Here is a 15,920-nt window from a genome sequence, read left to right on the forward strand (position 1 = left end):
CCACGATTTGTGGATAAAAGATGAAAAACCCTTAAAAATAGGAGTTGTTGGTGTGAAAACGAAAATTGTTGTTGTGGATAAAAATGTGGATGAAGAAAATAGTTATACACAAGCTGTGGATATTTTGAAATCTGGTGAAGTAGTCGCTTTTCCAACCGAAACAGTATATGGTCTAGGAGCAGATGCAACGAATTTTGAAGCAGTCAGTAAAATTTTTGAAGCAAAAGGACGTCCTGCAGATAATCCACTGATTGTTCATGTTGATTCAAAAGAAACGGCATTGAGATATGTACAAGAAGTATCATCAAAAGCATTGGACTGCATGGATGCTTTTTGGCCGGGTGCTTTGACGTTGATTTTAAAAGCCGAACCTGAAATTTTTGCGTCTAATGTAACAGCGGATTTGCAAACGGTCGGAATTCGCGTACCCAATCATCCAGTTGCATTAACCTTACTGCAAAAATTGCAATTGCCTTTAGCTGCGCCGAGTGCCAACACGAGCGGCAAGCCTAGTCCAACTTTAGCTGAACATGTATTTCATGATATGGAGTCTAAAATCCCATTGATTTTGGACGGGGGAGCTACTGAGATTGGTATAGAGTCAACTGTTTTAGATATGACGAGCGAACCACCGGTCATTTTACGTCCGGGCAAAGTGTCAAAAGAACAAATAGAGGCAGTAATCGGAACGGTCCGGTCGTCATCAGGTAACACAAGCAATGTACCTAAATCACCAGGAATGAAATACATGCATTACGCGCCTACAGCTCCTTTGTATTTGATTGAAAATGAAAAAGGCTTGATTGAAAAAGCGATCGAATACGTTCAAGGAAAAGGGAAACGCATCGCAGTCATTAGCGAAACTGAATACCCAATGGCTGACTTTAATTTTCCACTGTCGATGGACAGCCTCTATGCTAGTTTGCGGAAATGCGATTTAACAGATGCTGACTTGATTTTGGCATCAGTAGAATCTGGCACGAAAGAAAATGACGCATTAATGAATAGACTCGAAAAAGCGGCCGACCACAAATGGTTTAGTTGAGTTGCTGAAAGGAGATGCAACATGAAAATTCTTTTTGTTTGCACGGGCAATACATGCCGAAGTCCGATGGCTGAAGCAATCTTAACGTCTAAAAATGTGGCTGGTGTAGAAGTGCGTTCTGCTGGTATATTCGCTGGAATTGCCCCACTCTCTACAAACGCCCAAGCGGTTCTGAACCAACAGCAAATTTCGTTTGCGCACACTTCAAAGCCGCTCGATGCTGAAGATTTGCAGTGGGCAGAATTAGTTTTAACTATGACCCATTCACACAAAATGACGTTGTTGCAAGCATATCCGGAAGTGGCAACTAAACTTTATACGCTAACTGAATTTGCCAAAGATTCGAGTAAGGATATTAGTGATCCATACGGTGGACCACTGGAGCTGTATGAAAAAACATTCCAAGAACTCAAGTTCTTAATTGATAAAATTGTTCTCAAAATGACGTAAGCAAAAAAGACAGACAAGCCTTTCACGGGTTTGCCTGTCTTTTTTGCGTAAAAATGTTAGAATTAATTAAAAGCGTGAAGAAAATTCGGCATGATTCGACACTGGCGCTTTTGCTGATTCATAAATTTGATTCCAAGAAAAGAGGGTATATTATGAGAGTAGCAATTTCATCAGATCATGGCGGCAACAATTTAAGGAAAGAAATCGTTAATTTAATGAACGAAATTGGGATTGAATACAAGGATTTTGGTCCACATACAGACGATTCAGTAGATTACCCAGATTATGCAAAACCGGTAGCAGATCTTGTAGCAAGTGGAGAATTTGATCGGGGTATTTTGATTTGCGGCACGGGTATCGGGATGTCTATCTCTGCGAATAAAGTTAAAGGAATCCGTTGTGCACTTGTGCATGATGTATTTAGTGCAAAAGCGACAAGAGGACATAACGATTCGAATATTTTAGCGATGGGCGAGCGCGTTATTGGTCCAGGTCTTGCACGCGAAATTGCGCAGACCTGGCTAACTGAAGAATTTGAAGGCGGTAGACACGAAAAACGCATTCAAAAAATCACAGACCTCGAAAAATAAGGAGGAGTCGGCATGCAAACTTTATGGCAATTGCAACTTGAAGAGGTTTTAAGCGAATTAGAGCAGCAGATCGAATTCAGGAAAGGCCAAGTGTTTGTAGTCGGCTGTTCAACATCAGAAGTAGCAGGAAAGCGCATCGGAACAGGTGGAGGCCTGGATATTGCAGAAAGTTTGTTTGGACCTTTAGCAAAATTTGCAGCTCGCCACCATCTCTTTTTGGCGTTTCAAGGCTGCGAACATATTAACCGGGCCTTGACTGTAGAGCGTCGGGCAGCTGAAAAATATGGCTGGGAACCGGTCACGGTGATTCCTGCTCCAAAAGCGGGAGGGTCAATGAGTGCATACGCATTCGGTAATATGATCGATCCTGTGGTGGTAGAAGAAATCCAGGCACATGCGGGGATTGATATTGGACAAACAATGATTGGCATGCATTTAAAAAGAGTTGCCGTTCCGTTGCGTACATCTGTTAAACTAGTAGGTGAAGCGGTTGTGGCATCCGCTACGACACGGCCGAAATTAATTGGCGGTGAGCGTGCGAACTATAATCGTGAGCTTGTTCAATCACGGGAGGGATATACGGATGGAATTGATTAAGATGCAAGACCCAGCAGTATATGAAGCGATGAATGCAGAAAAAGGAAGACAAGAAGCGAATATCGAATTGATTGCTTCTGAAAACTTTGTTTCGCAAGCCGTTATGGATGCACAAGGATCAGTATTAACAAACAAATACGCAGAAGGCTATCCGGGCAAACGCTATTACGGAGGCTGTGAATATGTAGATGTGGTTGAAAACATTGCACGTGACCGGCTGAAAGAGATTTTTGGCGCAGAGCATGCGAACGTTCAACCCCACTCAGGATCACAGGCCAATATGGCTGTATACACAGCCATTTTGGACAAAGGCGATACGATTCTTGGGATGAACTTAAACCATGGTGGGCATTTAACACATGGTAGTAAAGTGAATTTTAGTGGGATGCAGTATAATTTTGTTGAGTACGGAGTCACGGAAGAAGAGCAATTAATTGATTATGAAGCAGTTCGTCAAGCGGCATTAGAGCATAAGCCAAAAATGATCGTTGCTGGAGCAAGTGCTTACTCACGTCAATTGGATTTTGCTAAGTTCCGTGAAATTGCTGATGAAGTTGGCGCATACTTGATGGTCGACATGGCTCATATTGCAGGTCTAGTTGCTACTGGAGCTCATTCCAATCCTGTCCCTCATGCTCATTTCGTTACATCGACTACGCATAAAACATTGCGTGGGCCACGTGGTGGATTGATTCTTTGTAACGCAGAATTTGCGAAAAAAATTGATAAAACGATTTTCCCAGGAATTCAAGGCGGTCCGCTTATGCACGTAATCGCAGCGAAAGCCGTTGCATTTGGTGAAGCGCAACAACCAGAATTCAAAACCTATATTGAACAAGTTGTAAAAAATGCGGATGCACTAGCTAAAGCATTGATCGCAGAAGGTGTGAATATCGTATCTGGCGGCACGGACAATCATTTGCTGCTGCTCGATCTTCGTTCGTTAAATCTGACCGGGAAAGTTGCAGAACATGTACTTGATGAAGTTGGTATTACGACGAACAAAAATACCATTCCATTCGATCCGGAAAGCCCGTTTGTCACATCGGGTATCCGCTTAGGAACTGCTGCTGTTACATCTCGTGGATTTAAAGAACAGGATATGAAAGAAATTGCTGCGATTATGGCCATGCTTTTGAAAAATCCGGAAGATGAAAACGTGAAAAAAGATGCTACAGAACGTACGGCTAAACTAACTGCTGCGCATCCCTTATATAAATAAATTCATGCAGCTACCGAGTAAAACTGCTTGGTAGCTGTATTTTTACATTATTAAATTTGAAGAGGCACTTCATTTCTCGTAGTGATAGCGATTCTTCTAGCTGTTACGCTCAGCTTGCAGAAGTCTATACTTTTTTTCGTTATATAGCGGCACCACTTTAAGTTGTAGCTGGTCAAATTTCTTCGTATCAGCATGTAAAGGTGAATGGATATTGTTCAGTTGAAGTACATAGAAATAACAGCAGGAGGGACGTGTCGCATGTACACGAATGAACTTGAAAGAGATAAGAAAGTGATTATAGAGTGGCTGCGCCGTCTAGGTGTAGAATTCCATACATCGTTTCTAATCATCAATTCTGAAATAGAAAATCATCCCATCGTTTATGCAAATGACGCTTTCTACAAAATGATCGGCTATAGCGAAGCGGAAACGCTCGGGCGCAATGGACGCTTTCTTCACGGAGAAAAAACAGCAAAAGAAGCAAGTGATAAAGTACGTGCCTGCGTGGCTTCTGGTGAGAGTGGAGTAGTTGAAATCGTCAATTACCGAAAAAACGGCACACCTTTTTGGAACGAAATATCAGTGGAACCTTTGTCTTTTCCAGAGAAGAATTTCAATTTCACTTTGATGCTACAGCACGATATTACAGATCGTAAGCGTGCGGAAGCGCTGATTAAACTTCAAAAAGAAACGTACAGAGGCATTGAAAAAGGACATATGCTCAGTGTGCTGTTGCAGGACATCTGTCAGACAGCCGAATCGTTTTTTATTGATAGTGCAAAATGTACAGTTTTGTTGATCGATGATGATGAATTTTATAAAATCGGTGCAGCCAATTCTATGCCAAAAGGCTTTCAAGAAGCGATTAGTGGCTTAGCCGTTGAAGAAGATATTGGAACGTGCGGAGCTGCGTTTCATAGACAGAAATTAGTAGTTGTCGAAGACATGGGCTCAGATTATCTATGGCGGAATCATCAGCAATTGGTAAAAGAGTATGGGTTGGTAGCAAGCTGGTCCATTCCCATATTCAACGTTGAAGGAAAGACAATGGGTACGTTTGGGATTTACTTTTCTGTTCCATTGACTCCACACGAAGAAGATTTAGCCTTCATGGAAGAAATCGGATCCATTACTTCACTGGCGATCAAGTATTCTCAGCAGCAAGAAAAAATTCTGCGGCTTGCTTATGTCGATGAGCATACAGGATTGCCCAACCGAAATTATTTCAGAAATGAAGTCGCTGAACTGCTCAAAGAAAAACGAGAAGGCTTTATTGCCTTTATATCAACAGATGAATACGTCGCAGTAGTCGATCAATACGGTCACAGCACAGGAGATACCATTATGAGTGAAATCGGCAAACGGTTGATGCTGTCACAAAATTCTTCTGAGGGGTTGATTGCACGGTTTTCAGATTCAACGTTGGCCATGTTTAGCATGATGCCGTTCACTAAAATCCCGGAATATTTAGAGCATCTGTTGCAGGGGCTAGTCGAACCGATTACTGTTGGCGATATGGAATTATTTCTAACTTTGAAAATTGGTGTAGCAGTTGTGACTCCTCATCAAGAGAATTCGGAAGAATTGATTCGTTGTGCAGATAGTGCTTTGTCTCAGGCAAAACTTCGGACAGGCGAAGCGATTTGTTATTTTGAGAGTGAACATGATGAGTTTATGATGAAATACCTGCGTGTGGCTAATGAATTGACCGCAGCCCTTAGGCGCAATGAAGTGGGCGTGCACCTGCAGCCGAAAGTCGATTTGGCAACTGGTGAAATTATAAGCTTTGAAGCGCTCGCTCGCTGGACTTCACCGGACCTTGGCACGATTTCGCCGGATGTCTTTATTCCAGCAGCTGAAAAAAATGGCAAGATTCGTTTGTTGGAGCAGAACATCTTACAACAAGTGTTGGACTGGATGAAAAAAAGAGTAGAGCAGGGCTTGAAGATTCGACAAGTAGCTATCAACATATCAGCAGATCATTTTTTTCATCATTCATTTGTTCCGCATCTAATGGATATGACTGCCGAATATGGTATTGATCCACAGTGGATTCAATTGGAAATTACAGAACGAATTGGCTTTGTTGATATCGAGACAGCCAATAAAGTATTCAAACACTTGAAGCAGTGCGGCTTTACTACGTCGATTGATGATTTTGGAACAGGTTACTCATCACTCAGCTACTTGCAAAAACTGCCTGTCGAAGAATTAAAAATCGATCGTTCATTCATTTCGAATATGAATGAGCCAGGAACATTGGCGATTATTCGAACCATCATCCAGCTTGCAGAAAACCTGAACATGCGTGCAGTAGCAGAAGGTGTGGAAACGGAAAAAGATCGTCAAACATTGTTGGAGCTTGGCTGCAAAGTAGGGCAAGGTTATCTGTTCTATAAACCGATGCCGCTGAACGAAGCGTTTTACTTGTAACAGAAAAACTTGTTAGGAACTGAACATTAATTGCGTTGGCTCAAAAATGAATGGCGCTGATGGTTGTCCAAAATTTGATGCCAAGAAAAGCTGGGGAAGTTATCCTGGCTTTTTTTTGTGAAATAAACCATAGGTGAAAATAACTGAATAATGCTAAAGCAATATCTGACAACTTGGGCTACTGGTTTTCTGTTATACTATTTAAGATAATATTTGAAAAGGAGAGATAGCCATGGGAAAAGTATACGTTTTCGATCATCCGCTGATCCAACATAAAGTAACGTACATCCGTGATAAATCTACAGGCACAAAAGAGTTTCGTGAATTGGTGGATGAAATTGCTACATTGATGGCATTTGAAATCACACGCGACTTGCCATTAGAGGAAATCGACGTGGAGACACCAGTTCAAATGGCGAAATCTAAAGTTTTAGCAGGAAAAAAATTAGGCGTTGTGCCGATTTTGCGTGCAGGAATTGGAATGGTAGATGGAATTTTGAAATTGATTCCAGCTGCTAAAGTTGGACATATTGGGTTATACCGTGACCCGGTTACGTTGCAGCCGGTTGAGTACTATTTGAAATTACCTTCTGATGTACAAGAACGAGATTTCATCGTAGTTGATCCAATGCTTGCTACAGGCGGATCAGCAATCGAAGCAGTCAACTCTATGAAAAAACGTGGAGCCACAAAAATCCGTTTCATGTGCATCATCGCAGCTCCTGAAGGTGTAGAAGCTTTGCAAAAAGCTCATCCGGATGTGGATATCTACATCGCAGCGCTTGATGAGAAATTGAACGAAAAAGGATACATCGTACCAGGTCTTGGAGATGCTGGCGACCGATTATTCGGAACAAAATAAGAGAGCGAGGTATATCAGCTTGACGAAAAAATGGAAAGTAATGACGATATTTGGTACGCGGCCTGAAGCCATTAAAATGGCACCGCTTGTGTTAGAACTGCAAAAACATCCGGACACCATTGAGCCATTAGTAACGGTGACGGCGCAGCACAGAGAAATGCTGGACCAGGTTCTGGAGACATTCGGTATCACGCCTGATTTCGACTTGAACATTATGAAAGATCGTCAAACATTGACTGATGTGACAATGCGCGCGATGCAAGGGCTTGACGAAGTTATGAAAAAAGCAAAACCAGATATCGTGCTGGTTCATGGCGATACGACAACAACTTTCGCCGCTAGTCTTGCCGCATTTTATAACCAAGTTGCCATTGGACATGTAGAAGCGGGTTTGCGTACGCACAATAAATACTCGCCATATCCTGAAGAAATGAACCGTCAATTGACGGGAGTCATGGCAGACATTCATTTTTCACCAACTGAAAAATCTGCTCAAAATCTGCTTGCTGAAAACAAAAAAGAAGAAACCATTTATATTACAGGAAATACAGCGATTGATGCACTTCAAACAACGGTGCGTGAAACGTATTCGCATCCAATTTTGGAGAAAATCGGTACGGATCGTATGATTCTTTTGACGGCACATCGTCGTGAAAATTTAGGCCAACCGATGCGCAATATGTTCCGCGCCATCAAACGTTTGATCGAAGAGCATGACGATATTCAAGTAGTTTACCCGGTGCATATGAATCCGGCAGTACGTGAAGTAGCAGATGAGGTATTGGGTCGCGATCCGCGTATCCATTTGATCGAGCCGTTAGAAGTTTTGGATTTCCACAACTTTGCAGCACGTTCGTTCTTTATCCTGACTGACTCTGGTGGCATTCAAGAAGAGGCACCCTCATTAGGTAAGCCGGTATTGGTCCTTCGTGATACGACTGAACGCCCTGAAGGTATTAGTGCGGGAACGCTTAAGCTTGCGGGAACGGACGAAGAAACAATTTACGGAATGGCCAAAGAATTGCTGACGGATGAAGCGGCTTATAAAGCAATGTCGCAAGCATCTAATCCATACGGAGACGGTAAAGCATCTGCTCGGATTGTAGAAGCATTGCACACTTATTTCTCGAAGTTGTAAAAGAGTGAATCGCCGATTCCACTTTTCGTGTTGTCTAGTTGCAAGTGCCCAGCTCTTCGGGATGTAAGCCACTCTAGCTGTGCGGCAAAGAACGCCGCTTCGCCAGATTGTCTTACACCTGTCAGAGCTAAACAGGCACTTTCACTTTTCGTGTTGTCCAGTTGCATCGGCTAGCTCCTCGGGGTCTTAAGTCAGCCTGGCTGTGTGGCTGAAAAAACGCCACTTCGCCATTCTGCCTTAAGCCTGTCGGAGCTAAAATAGCCGATTCCACTTTTCGTGTTGTCTAGTTGCAAGTGCCCAGCTCTTCGGGATGTAAGCCACTCTAGCTGTGCGGCAAAGAACGCCGCTTCGCTAGATTGTCTTACACCTGTCAGAGCTAAACAGGCACTTTCACTTTTCTTGTTGTCTAGTTGCATCGGCTAGCTCCTCGGGGTCTTAAGTCAGCCTGGCTGTGTGGCTGAAAAACGCCACTTCGCCATTCTGCCTTAAGCCTGTCGGAGCTAAAATAGCCGATTCTACTTTTCTTGTTAAAGTTTGTCGACAATATGTCAGAGGGAAATCGCTTGTGAAGTTTTTCACTTCTACTAATTGACATGATTTTACCCCTAATGTATGCTTACAAAGGGTATGCATGAGAAGGTTTTCTTACATAGAATATGTAATTTGGAAGCCTGATGCGACTACTCTTTTTGAGGGTGTAATGTCAAATCAACGAAGTTCGAGGGGGTTGTCATGCGCCCAACAAAAAGGCCCTTGCAAGCGATGGCAATTTACAGCGCCATCCTCTCACAACTTGTCGGGTCCGTACTCATCGGGGTGTTTACAGGTATGTGGCTCGATGAAAGGATCGGAACCGCCCCGTTTTTCATGATCATCTGCCTATTCATAGGCATTACTGCCGGTGTTTGGGCAATGCTTCAGACTGTCCGCAAATTCGAATCAGGAGACAAGTGAAAATGGATGGACTTAGGGAGATATATACAAGGCTGAAAAAGATGATCCTTTTCATCTTAGCGTTCTACGTTATTGGTTGGGGGTTTACCTCTTATCAAGAAGTGTTCGCAGGTCTCATCATCGGAACTTTGTTCGGCATTTACAACATGTGGATTCTCGTTCGTCGGATGGAGAAATTCGACCGAGCGGTGGCTGAAGGCTCGAAAGTTCGTTCGCTTGGAACGGCATTACGGTTTGCATCAGGTGTTGCAGCTGTGGCGATTGCCATTTTATTCGCAGAGCACATTCACTTGGTCAGTACAGTAATTGGGTTGATGGTCCCTTATGCTCTGTTATTAACAGAGCGGATTGTTTATCACGTGAAACACCATTAAGAATGTGGAAAGAGAGGTGAAACTATCGTGGAACATGGCGCTCCTATGCTCAAGGTGTTCGGGATCTGGTTCAACCTATCGAACGTTATGATGCTACTTGTAGCCGCTCTTATCGTCTTCCTAATTGCTTTTGTCGCTACACGGAATTTGCAACTTAAACCGACGGGTATGCAAAACTTCATGGAATGGATCATGGATTTCGTGAAAGGGATAATCAAAAGCAATATGGATTGGAAAGATGGTGGCCGATTCCATGTTCTTGGAATCACCCTGATTATGTTCATTTTTGTGTCGAACATGTTGGGACTTCCATTTGCAATAGTTGTCAACGGAGATCTGTGGTGGAAATCACCAACAGCTGATCCGACGGTAGCAATGACACTAGCCGCAACGGTACTAGTTTTGAGCCATTTTTATGGGATCAAGCTAAAAGGACTAAAAGGATATGGCGGAAGCTATCTTAAGCCCATGCCATTCCTATTTCCTTTAAAGATTATTGAGGAATTCGCAAATACGCTGACACTCGGTCTGCGTCTTTACGGTAACATCTATGCGGGGGAAATCTTGTTAACTTTGTTAGCAGGCCTCGCATCAGCAAGTGCTTTCGGATTTGCAACAGCTATTTTACCAATGATGGCGTGGCAAGGGTTCTCGATCTTTATCGGGGCAATCCAATCATTTATTTTCGTTATGTTGACGATGGTCTATTTATCGCATAAAGTTGCCGACGACCATTGAGTATAAACTGCTCATCGAGCAAACAAAAAAACAACTATCCTGAGGAGGACACATTACAATGACAGGTTCATTAGGTTTATTAGCAGCAGCAATCGCAGTAGGTTTAGCAGCACTAGGCGCGGGTATCGGTAACGGTCTTATCGTTTCAAAAACAGTTGAAGGTATCGCTCGCCAGCCAGAAGCTCGTGGCGTATTACAAACAACTATGTTCATCGGTGTTGCATTGGTTGAGGCATTGCCAATCATCGCTGTAGTTATCGCGTTCATCGTTATGAACCAATAGTATTTTTATACAAAAAGTTAAATGGTGGGGATGCTTCGACATGGTTTTCGCCATTTAAACTTGTATGAACTAGTATTTTTCAGAAACACAACTTACGAAAATAAAAGATCTTACTATAGAAGAAATTGCATTTTAGGCTCTTGAAGGGAGTGAAACAATCGTGTTTTTTGATCACCTCGTACTCGGTGCAACCGGGGAGTTTTTGAATATTGGAGACATTCTCGCTACACTTGTGATCTTCATTTTACTAATGTTGCTATTGAAGAAGTTCGCATGGGGTCCTTTGATGGGCATAATGCAGCAACGTGAAGATTTGATCAAGAGTGAGATCGAAACTGCTGAAAACAGCCGTCTAGAATCACACAAATTGCTTGAAGAGCAGCGCAGCCTTCTTAAAGATGCGCGTACACAAGCACAAGAAATCGTTGAAAACGCTAAAAAGCAAGGCGAAGTTTCGCGTGAGGAAATCATTACAACTGCACGTGCTGAATCTGCTCGCATGAAAGATGCTGCAGTTCAGGAAATTGCTAACGAAAGAGATAAAGCGATTTCAGCTGTTCGTGAAGAAGTTGTGGCATTGTCACTACTTGCTGCTACGAAAGTGCTTGAAAAAGAAATCTCTGAGGAAGACAACCGTCAGTTGATTAATGAAACGATTGCGAAGGCAGGCGAAGTTCAGTGAGTCAAGTTGCAGAACGCTACGCTTTAGCATTGTTCCAAGTCGCTCAAAAGCATGAATCGTCTTTGGCAATTGAACATGATTTACGTGAAGTGAAAAAAGTCTTTGAAATGACTCCTGAACTTTACAATTTGATTGTTTCTCCAAAACTTTCAGCTGATAAAAGAACAAACTTAATCAATGAAGTGTTTCATGAGGCAAATCCGTTTGTCGTTAACACACTTCAATTGATGGCAGAACGCAAACGTCTGAACGAAGTTGGCTCATTGGCTGATGAGTTTATTGCTTTATCTAATCATGCACAAGGAATCGAAGATGCAGAAGTATATTCTACACGTCCATTGACTGAAGAAGAACGTGCATCGATTTCTTCTGTATTCGCTAAAAAAATTGGTAAACAATCTTTGCGAATTGAAAATATTATCGACCCATCGTTGATCGGTGGATTACGTATTCAAATCGGTAACCGTATTTATGACAGCAGCGTGAGCACGAAACTGGCACGTTTGCAACGTCAACTAATCGGTTAATTATGAAATTATGAGAGGGTGACATACATGAGCATCAAAGCTGAAGAAATCAGCGGTCTGATTAAACAACAGATTGAAAATTATCAATCAGAGATGAAAGTTGACGACGTTGGTACAGTAATTACCATTGGTGATGGTATCGCGCGCGCTCATGGCCTCGACAATGTCATGGCTGGAGAACTTGTAGAGTTCTCAACTGGTGCTATTGGTATGGCGCAAAACTTGGAAGCCAACAACGTTGGTATTATTATCCTTGGCCCTTACACAGACATCAAAGAAGGCGATGAAGTACGTCGAACTGGCCGTATTATGGAAGTACCGGTAGGACACGAACTTATCGGACGTGTAGTAAATCCACTTGGACAACCTGTTGACGGTCTTGGACCAATCAACACAACAAAATCTCGTCCAATTGAAAGTCCTGCACAAGGTGTAATGGCCCGTAAATCGGTTCATGAGCCACTTCAAACAGGTATTAAAGCGATTGATGCACTTGTGCCAATCGGTCGTGGACAGCGTGAGTTGATCATCGGTGACCGTCAGACAGGTAAAACTTCTGTAGCGATCGATACGATTTTAAACCAAGCTGACCAAGATATGATTTGTATCTACGTGGCAATCGGACAAAAAGAATCTACTGTACGTAACGTAGTAGAAACTTTCCGTAAAAATGGAGCATTAGATTACACAATCGTTGTAACAGCTTCAGCTTCACAACCAGCTCCATTATTGTACTTGGCGCCTTATGCAGGTATTACAATGGCAGAAGAATTCATGTTTGAAGGCAAACACGTGTTAATCGTCTATGATGATTTAACAAAACAAGCATCTGCTTACCGTGAACTTTCACTACTACTTCGTCGTCCACCAGGCCGTGAAGCTTACCCAGGTGACGTTTTCTACTTGCACTCACGTTTACTAGAACGTGCTGCAAAATTAAACGAAACTCTTGGTTCAGGTTCTATCACAGCATTGCCGTTCGTTGAAACGCAAGCTGGCGATATTGCTGCATATATTCCAACAAACGTTATCTCGATTACAGATGGTCAGATTTTCCTTCAGTCGGATCTATTCTTCTCGGGTGTACGCCCAGCGATCAATGCGGGTCTTTCTGTATCACGTGTTGGTGGTTCAGCTCAGATCAAAGCAATGAAAAAAGTTGCGGGTACATTACGTCTTGACTTGGCTGCTTTCCGTGAACTTGAGTCATTCTCACAGTTTGGTTCAGATCTTGATGCTGCAACTGCTGCGAAACTTGAGCGTGGGAAACGTACAGTTGAAGTCTTGAAGCAAGACTTGAACAATCCAATCAAAGTTGAAAAACAAGTTGTTATTTTCTACGCGTTAACTCGTGGATTCCTTGACGATATCGCGATCAACGACATTTCTCGCTTTGAAGCTGAATTGACAAGCTGGTTAGATCTAAACCACACAGAAATTTTGGATACTATTCGCACAACTCAAGGATTACCAGCTGATGACGCATTTGCTGCAGCGATTAACGAATTCAAACGCACATTTGCAAAATCTGAGTAATATCGAGTTCGAATAAGAAGAAAAAATAATAAGGTGGTGAAATACCAGTGGCATCATTACGCGATATAAAAAACCGAATTACGTCAACGAAGAAAACAAGTCAAATCACAAGAGCCATGCAAATGGTTTCTGCATCTAAACTAAGCCGTGCGGAAGTAAACGCGAAAGCGTTCGTTCCATACATGCACAAAATTCAGGATGTTGTCGCATCTATCGCAGCTGGATCTTCAGATACTAGCAACCCGATGATGATTGCTCGCCCTGTAAAGAAAACCGCTTATTTAGTGATTACATCAGATCGTGGGCTAGTAGGTGGATATAACAGTAATATTCTTCGTACTGTTATGGCTAAAATCCGCGAACGCCATACATCTAATGACGACTTTGTAATCCTCAGCGTTGGCCGGAAAGGAAAGGAATTCTTTGCGAAGCAAGGAATGACGATTCTTGAGAGTGCAATCGCACTTCCGGATCATCCGACGTTTGCGGATATTAAAGAAATAACGCGCAAAGCTGTTGGTATGTTCTCAGATGGTACGTATGACGAAGTTTATATGTACTACAATCACTTTGTTTCAGCTATTCAACAAGAAGTCACAGAGAAAAAAGTCTTGCCGCTGACGGATATTCAACCGACAGGATCAACTGCATCGTATGAGTTTGATCCTTCAGCAGAAGCAATTTTGGAAGTTTTACTTCCTCAATACGCAGAAAGCTTAATCTTTGGGGCTGTTCTTGACGGCAAAGCGAGTGAACATGCTGCATCCATGACAGCAATGAAGAGCGCGACTGATAATGCGTCTGATTTGATTAGTGGACTTACACTTCAATACAACCGTGCACGCCAAGCAGCAATCACACAGGAAATTACAGAGATTGTTGGCGGAGCATCTGCTTTAGAATAAAACATACAGAAGTATTCATGTAGACTCGACAGGCTAATGGCGAAATGCACTAGAAATTTTATTTCTAGAGTAGATTGCCTGAGAGCCTGTAAAATCTAGATGCTACATTCTAAAAATGAGTATCCCGTATAGGGAATTTTATAAAAAAGTAAGACAGGAGGGAACAGCATGAATACAGGACACGTTCTTCAGGTTATGGGACCTGTTGTAGATATCAAGTTCGCTAACGGACAGCTACCAGCTATTTATAACGCCTTAACTGTAAATATTGATCGTCCCGGCCAAGATCAAGTCGTTTTAACGCTTGAAGTGGCTCTTCACCTTGGTGATGATTCAGTCCGTACAATCGCGCTGGAATCCACTGATGGATTACAACGTGGTTCAGTAGTAACTGACTTGGGCAAAGCAATTTCTGTTCCAGTTGGAGATGTAACATTAGGCCGTGTATTCAACGTGCTTGGTGAAGTTATCGATTTAGGGGAAGAAATTCCAGCAGCAGTGCGTCGCGATCCGATTCACCGTTTAGCACCTACATTTGAGCATCTTTCCACAGAAGTTGAAATTCTTGAAACAGGTATCAAAGTTGTCGATTTGCTTGCACCTTATATCAAAGGTGGTAAAATCGGTCTCTTCGGTGGTGCCGGTGTAGGTAAAACAGTTCTTATTCAAGAATTGATTAACAACATCGCACAAGAACACGGTGGTTTATCCGTATTCGCTGGTGTTGGTGAACGTACACGTGAAGGAAATGACTTGTTCTTTGAAATGAGCGATTCTGGCGTTATTAAGAAAACGGCTATGGTTTTCGGCCAAATGAACGAGCCACCGGGTGCACGTATGCGTGTTGCTTTGACTGGTTTAACAATGGCAGAATACTTCCGTGACGAACAAGGCGCAGACGTTCTTCTATTCATCGATAACATTTACCGTTTCACACAAGCAGGATCTGAGGTATCTGCATTACTAGGCCGTATGCCATCAGCAGTTGGTTACCAACCAACACTTGCTACTGAAATGGGTCAATTACAAGAGCGTATCACGACGACAAGCAAAGGGTCAGTAACATCGATTCAAGCAATTTATGTACCAGCCGATGACTATACGGATCCGGCTCCGGCTACAACGTTTGCTCACTTAGATGCAACGACTAACCTTGAGCGTAAACTTTCTGAGATGGGTATTTACCCAGCAGTGGATCCTTTAGCATCAACTTCTCGTGCATTGTCACCAGAAATTGTTGGCGAAGAACATTACGGAATCTCGCGTGAAGTTCAAGAAACTTTGCAGCGCTACAGAGAATTACAAGATATTATTGCAATCCTTGGTATGGATGAGCTAAGTGATGAGGACAAGCTGACGGTTAACCGTGCACGCCGCGTTCAAAACTTCCTTTCTCAAAACTTCCACGTTGCTGAACAGTTCACTGGCCAAAAAGGTTCTTATGTTCCAGTTCAAGAAACGATCAAAGGATTCAGAGGAATTCTTGATGGAAAATATGACCACTTGCCAGAAGATGCTTTCCGTTTAGTTGGACGCATTGAAGATGTTATTGCAAAAGCAAAAGGCATGGGCGTAGAAGTCTAA

At 42.7% G+C, this 15,920-nt stretch carries 19 protein-coding genes; 17 read left to right on the forward strand and 2 right to left on the reverse strand.

All coding sequences use genetic code 11. The features are described 5' to 3' along the window. Window positions 1–52 precede the first annotated feature (52 nt). The 8 genes from QMF37_RS01735 (at window position 53) to wecB (ending at window position 8,337) form a co-directional block, all read left to right on the forward strand. The gene (locus QMF37_RS01735; RefSeq protein ID WP_071153049.1) at window positions 53–1,045 is read left to right on the forward strand and encodes an L-threonylcarbamoyladenylate synthase; all 993 of its coding nucleotides are present in this window, start codon (window positions 53–55) and stop codon (window positions 1,043–1,045) included. A gap of 21 nt (window positions 1,046–1,066) precedes the next feature. Then, complete coding sequence (locus QMF37_RS01740; RefSeq protein WP_283476207.1) at window positions 1,067–1,495, forward strand: low molecular weight protein arginine phosphatase; 429 nt, start codon at window positions 1,067–1,069, stop codon at window positions 1,493–1,495. A gap of 152 nt (window positions 1,496–1,647) precedes the next feature. Further along, window positions 1,648–2,085, forward strand: a complete 438-nt coding sequence (gene rpiB, locus QMF37_RS01745) for a ribose 5-phosphate isomerase B (RefSeq protein WP_058384457.1) — start codon at window positions 1,648–1,650, stop codon at window positions 2,083–2,085. A gap of 12 nt (window positions 2,086–2,097) precedes the next feature. Further along, window positions 2,098–2,682, forward strand: coding sequence for a TIGR01440 family protein (locus QMF37_RS01750; RefSeq protein ID WP_058384458.1), 585 nt, complete (start codon window positions 2,098–2,100; stop codon window positions 2,680–2,682). After that, window positions 2,669–3,904 carry a serine hydroxymethyltransferase gene (gene glyA, locus QMF37_RS01755; protein ID WP_283476210.1) on the forward strand — a complete coding sequence of 412 codons (1,236 nt, stop codon included), beginning with the start codon at window positions 2,669–2,671 and terminating at the stop codon, window positions 3,902–3,904. The genes QMF37_RS01750 and glyA overlap by 14 nt, the downstream gene beginning before the upstream one ends. A gap of 258 nt (window positions 3,905–4,162) precedes the next feature. Further along, window positions 4,163–6,337: an EAL domain-containing protein gene (locus QMF37_RS01760; protein WP_283476212.1), complete on the forward strand. Its 2,175-nt coding sequence runs from the start codon at window positions 4,163–4,165 to the stop codon at window positions 6,335–6,337. A 232-nt stretch (window positions 6,338–6,569) separates the two neighbouring features. Next, a complete protein-coding gene (upp, locus tag QMF37_RS01765) occupies window positions 6,570–7,199 on the forward strand; it encodes a uracil phosphoribosyltransferase (protein WP_058384461.1) in 630 nt (209 codons plus the stop codon). Window positions 7,200–7,218: 19 nt separating this feature from the next. Next, the gene (gene wecB, locus QMF37_RS01770; protein WP_058384462.1) at window positions 7,219–8,337 is read left to right on the forward strand and encodes a non-hydrolyzing UDP-N-acetylglucosamine 2-epimerase; all 1,119 of its coding nucleotides are present in this window, start codon (window positions 7,219–7,221) and stop codon (window positions 8,335–8,337) included. Here wecB and QMF37_RS01775 read toward each other — a convergent pair. Both QMF37_RS01775 and QMF37_RS01780 read right to left on the reverse strand, forming a co-directional pair. Continuing rightward, on the reverse strand, window positions 8,319–8,504 hold the full coding sequence (locus QMF37_RS01775) for a hypothetical protein (RefSeq protein WP_071153053.1): 186 nt from the start codon (window positions 8,502–8,504) through the stop codon (window positions 8,319–8,321). The genes wecB and QMF37_RS01775 overlap by 19 nt on opposite strands. Before the next feature lie 24 nt (window positions 8,505–8,528). Continuing rightward, complete coding sequence (locus QMF37_RS01780; RefSeq protein WP_283476216.1) at window positions 8,529–8,753, reverse strand: hypothetical protein; 225 nt, start codon at window positions 8,751–8,753, stop codon at window positions 8,529–8,531. Window positions 8,754–9,069: 316 nt separating this feature from the next. Between QMF37_RS01780 and QMF37_RS01785 the strand changes: the two genes are divergently transcribed. The 9 genes from QMF37_RS01785 to atpD all read left to right on the forward strand — a co-directional run bounded on the left by QMF37_RS01785 (window position 9,070) and on the right by atpD (window position 15,920). Next, the gene (locus QMF37_RS01785; RefSeq protein WP_058384463.1) at window positions 9,070–9,291 is read left to right on the forward strand and encodes an AtpZ/AtpI family protein; all 222 of its coding nucleotides are present in this window, start codon (window positions 9,070–9,072) and stop codon (window positions 9,289–9,291) included. A 2-nt stretch (window positions 9,292–9,293) separates the two neighbouring features. Next, on the forward strand, window positions 9,294–9,665 hold the full coding sequence (locus tag QMF37_RS01790; RefSeq protein ID WP_058384464.1) for an ATP synthase subunit I: 372 nt from the start codon (window positions 9,294–9,296) through the stop codon (window positions 9,663–9,665). Between the two features lie 27 nt (window positions 9,666–9,692). Next, window positions 9,693–10,403 carry a F0F1 ATP synthase subunit A gene (atpB, locus tag QMF37_RS01795; protein WP_058384465.1) on the forward strand — a complete coding sequence of 237 codons (711 nt, stop codon included), beginning with the start codon at window positions 9,693–9,695 and terminating at the stop codon, window positions 10,401–10,403. Between the two features lie 58 nt (window positions 10,404–10,461). Continuing rightward, window positions 10,462–10,686 (forward strand): F0F1 ATP synthase subunit C, encoded by a 225-nt coding sequence (gene atpE / locus QMF37_RS01800; protein ID WP_006829234.1) that lies wholly within the window; start codon window positions 10,462–10,464, stop codon window positions 10,684–10,686. 160 nt (window positions 10,687–10,846) lie between these two features. Further along, a complete protein-coding gene (gene atpF, locus QMF37_RS01805; RefSeq protein ID WP_058384466.1) occupies window positions 10,847–11,368 on the forward strand; it encodes a F0F1 ATP synthase subunit B in 522 nt (173 codons plus the stop codon). Continuing rightward, window positions 11,365–11,895, forward strand: a complete 531-nt coding sequence (locus QMF37_RS01810; protein WP_058384467.1) for a F0F1 ATP synthase subunit delta — start codon at window positions 11,365–11,367, stop codon at window positions 11,893–11,895. The genes atpF and QMF37_RS01810 overlap by 4 nt, the downstream gene beginning before the upstream one ends. Window positions 11,896–11,922: 27 nt before the next feature. Next, window positions 11,923–13,431 (forward strand): F0F1 ATP synthase subunit alpha, encoded by a 1,509-nt coding sequence (gene atpA / locus QMF37_RS01815; RefSeq protein ID WP_058384468.1) that lies wholly within the window; start codon window positions 11,923–11,925, stop codon window positions 13,429–13,431. 47 nt (window positions 13,432–13,478) lie between these two features. Then, window positions 13,479–14,336, forward strand: a complete 858-nt coding sequence (gene atpG / locus QMF37_RS01820; protein WP_058384469.1) for an ATP synthase F1 subunit gamma — start codon at window positions 13,479–13,481, stop codon at window positions 14,334–14,336. Window positions 14,337–14,504: 168 nt separating this feature from the next. Further along, window positions 14,505–15,920 carry a F0F1 ATP synthase subunit beta gene (gene atpD / locus QMF37_RS01825; protein WP_058384470.1) on the forward strand — a complete coding sequence of 472 codons (1,416 nt, stop codon included), beginning with the start codon at window positions 14,505–14,507 and terminating at the stop codon, window positions 15,918–15,920.

The organism is Planococcus sp. S3-L1 (assembly GCF_030063085.1).
In the GTDB taxonomy this organism is placed as follows: Bacteria; Bacillota; Bacilli; order Bacillales_A; family Planococcaceae; genus Planococcus; species Planococcus kocurii.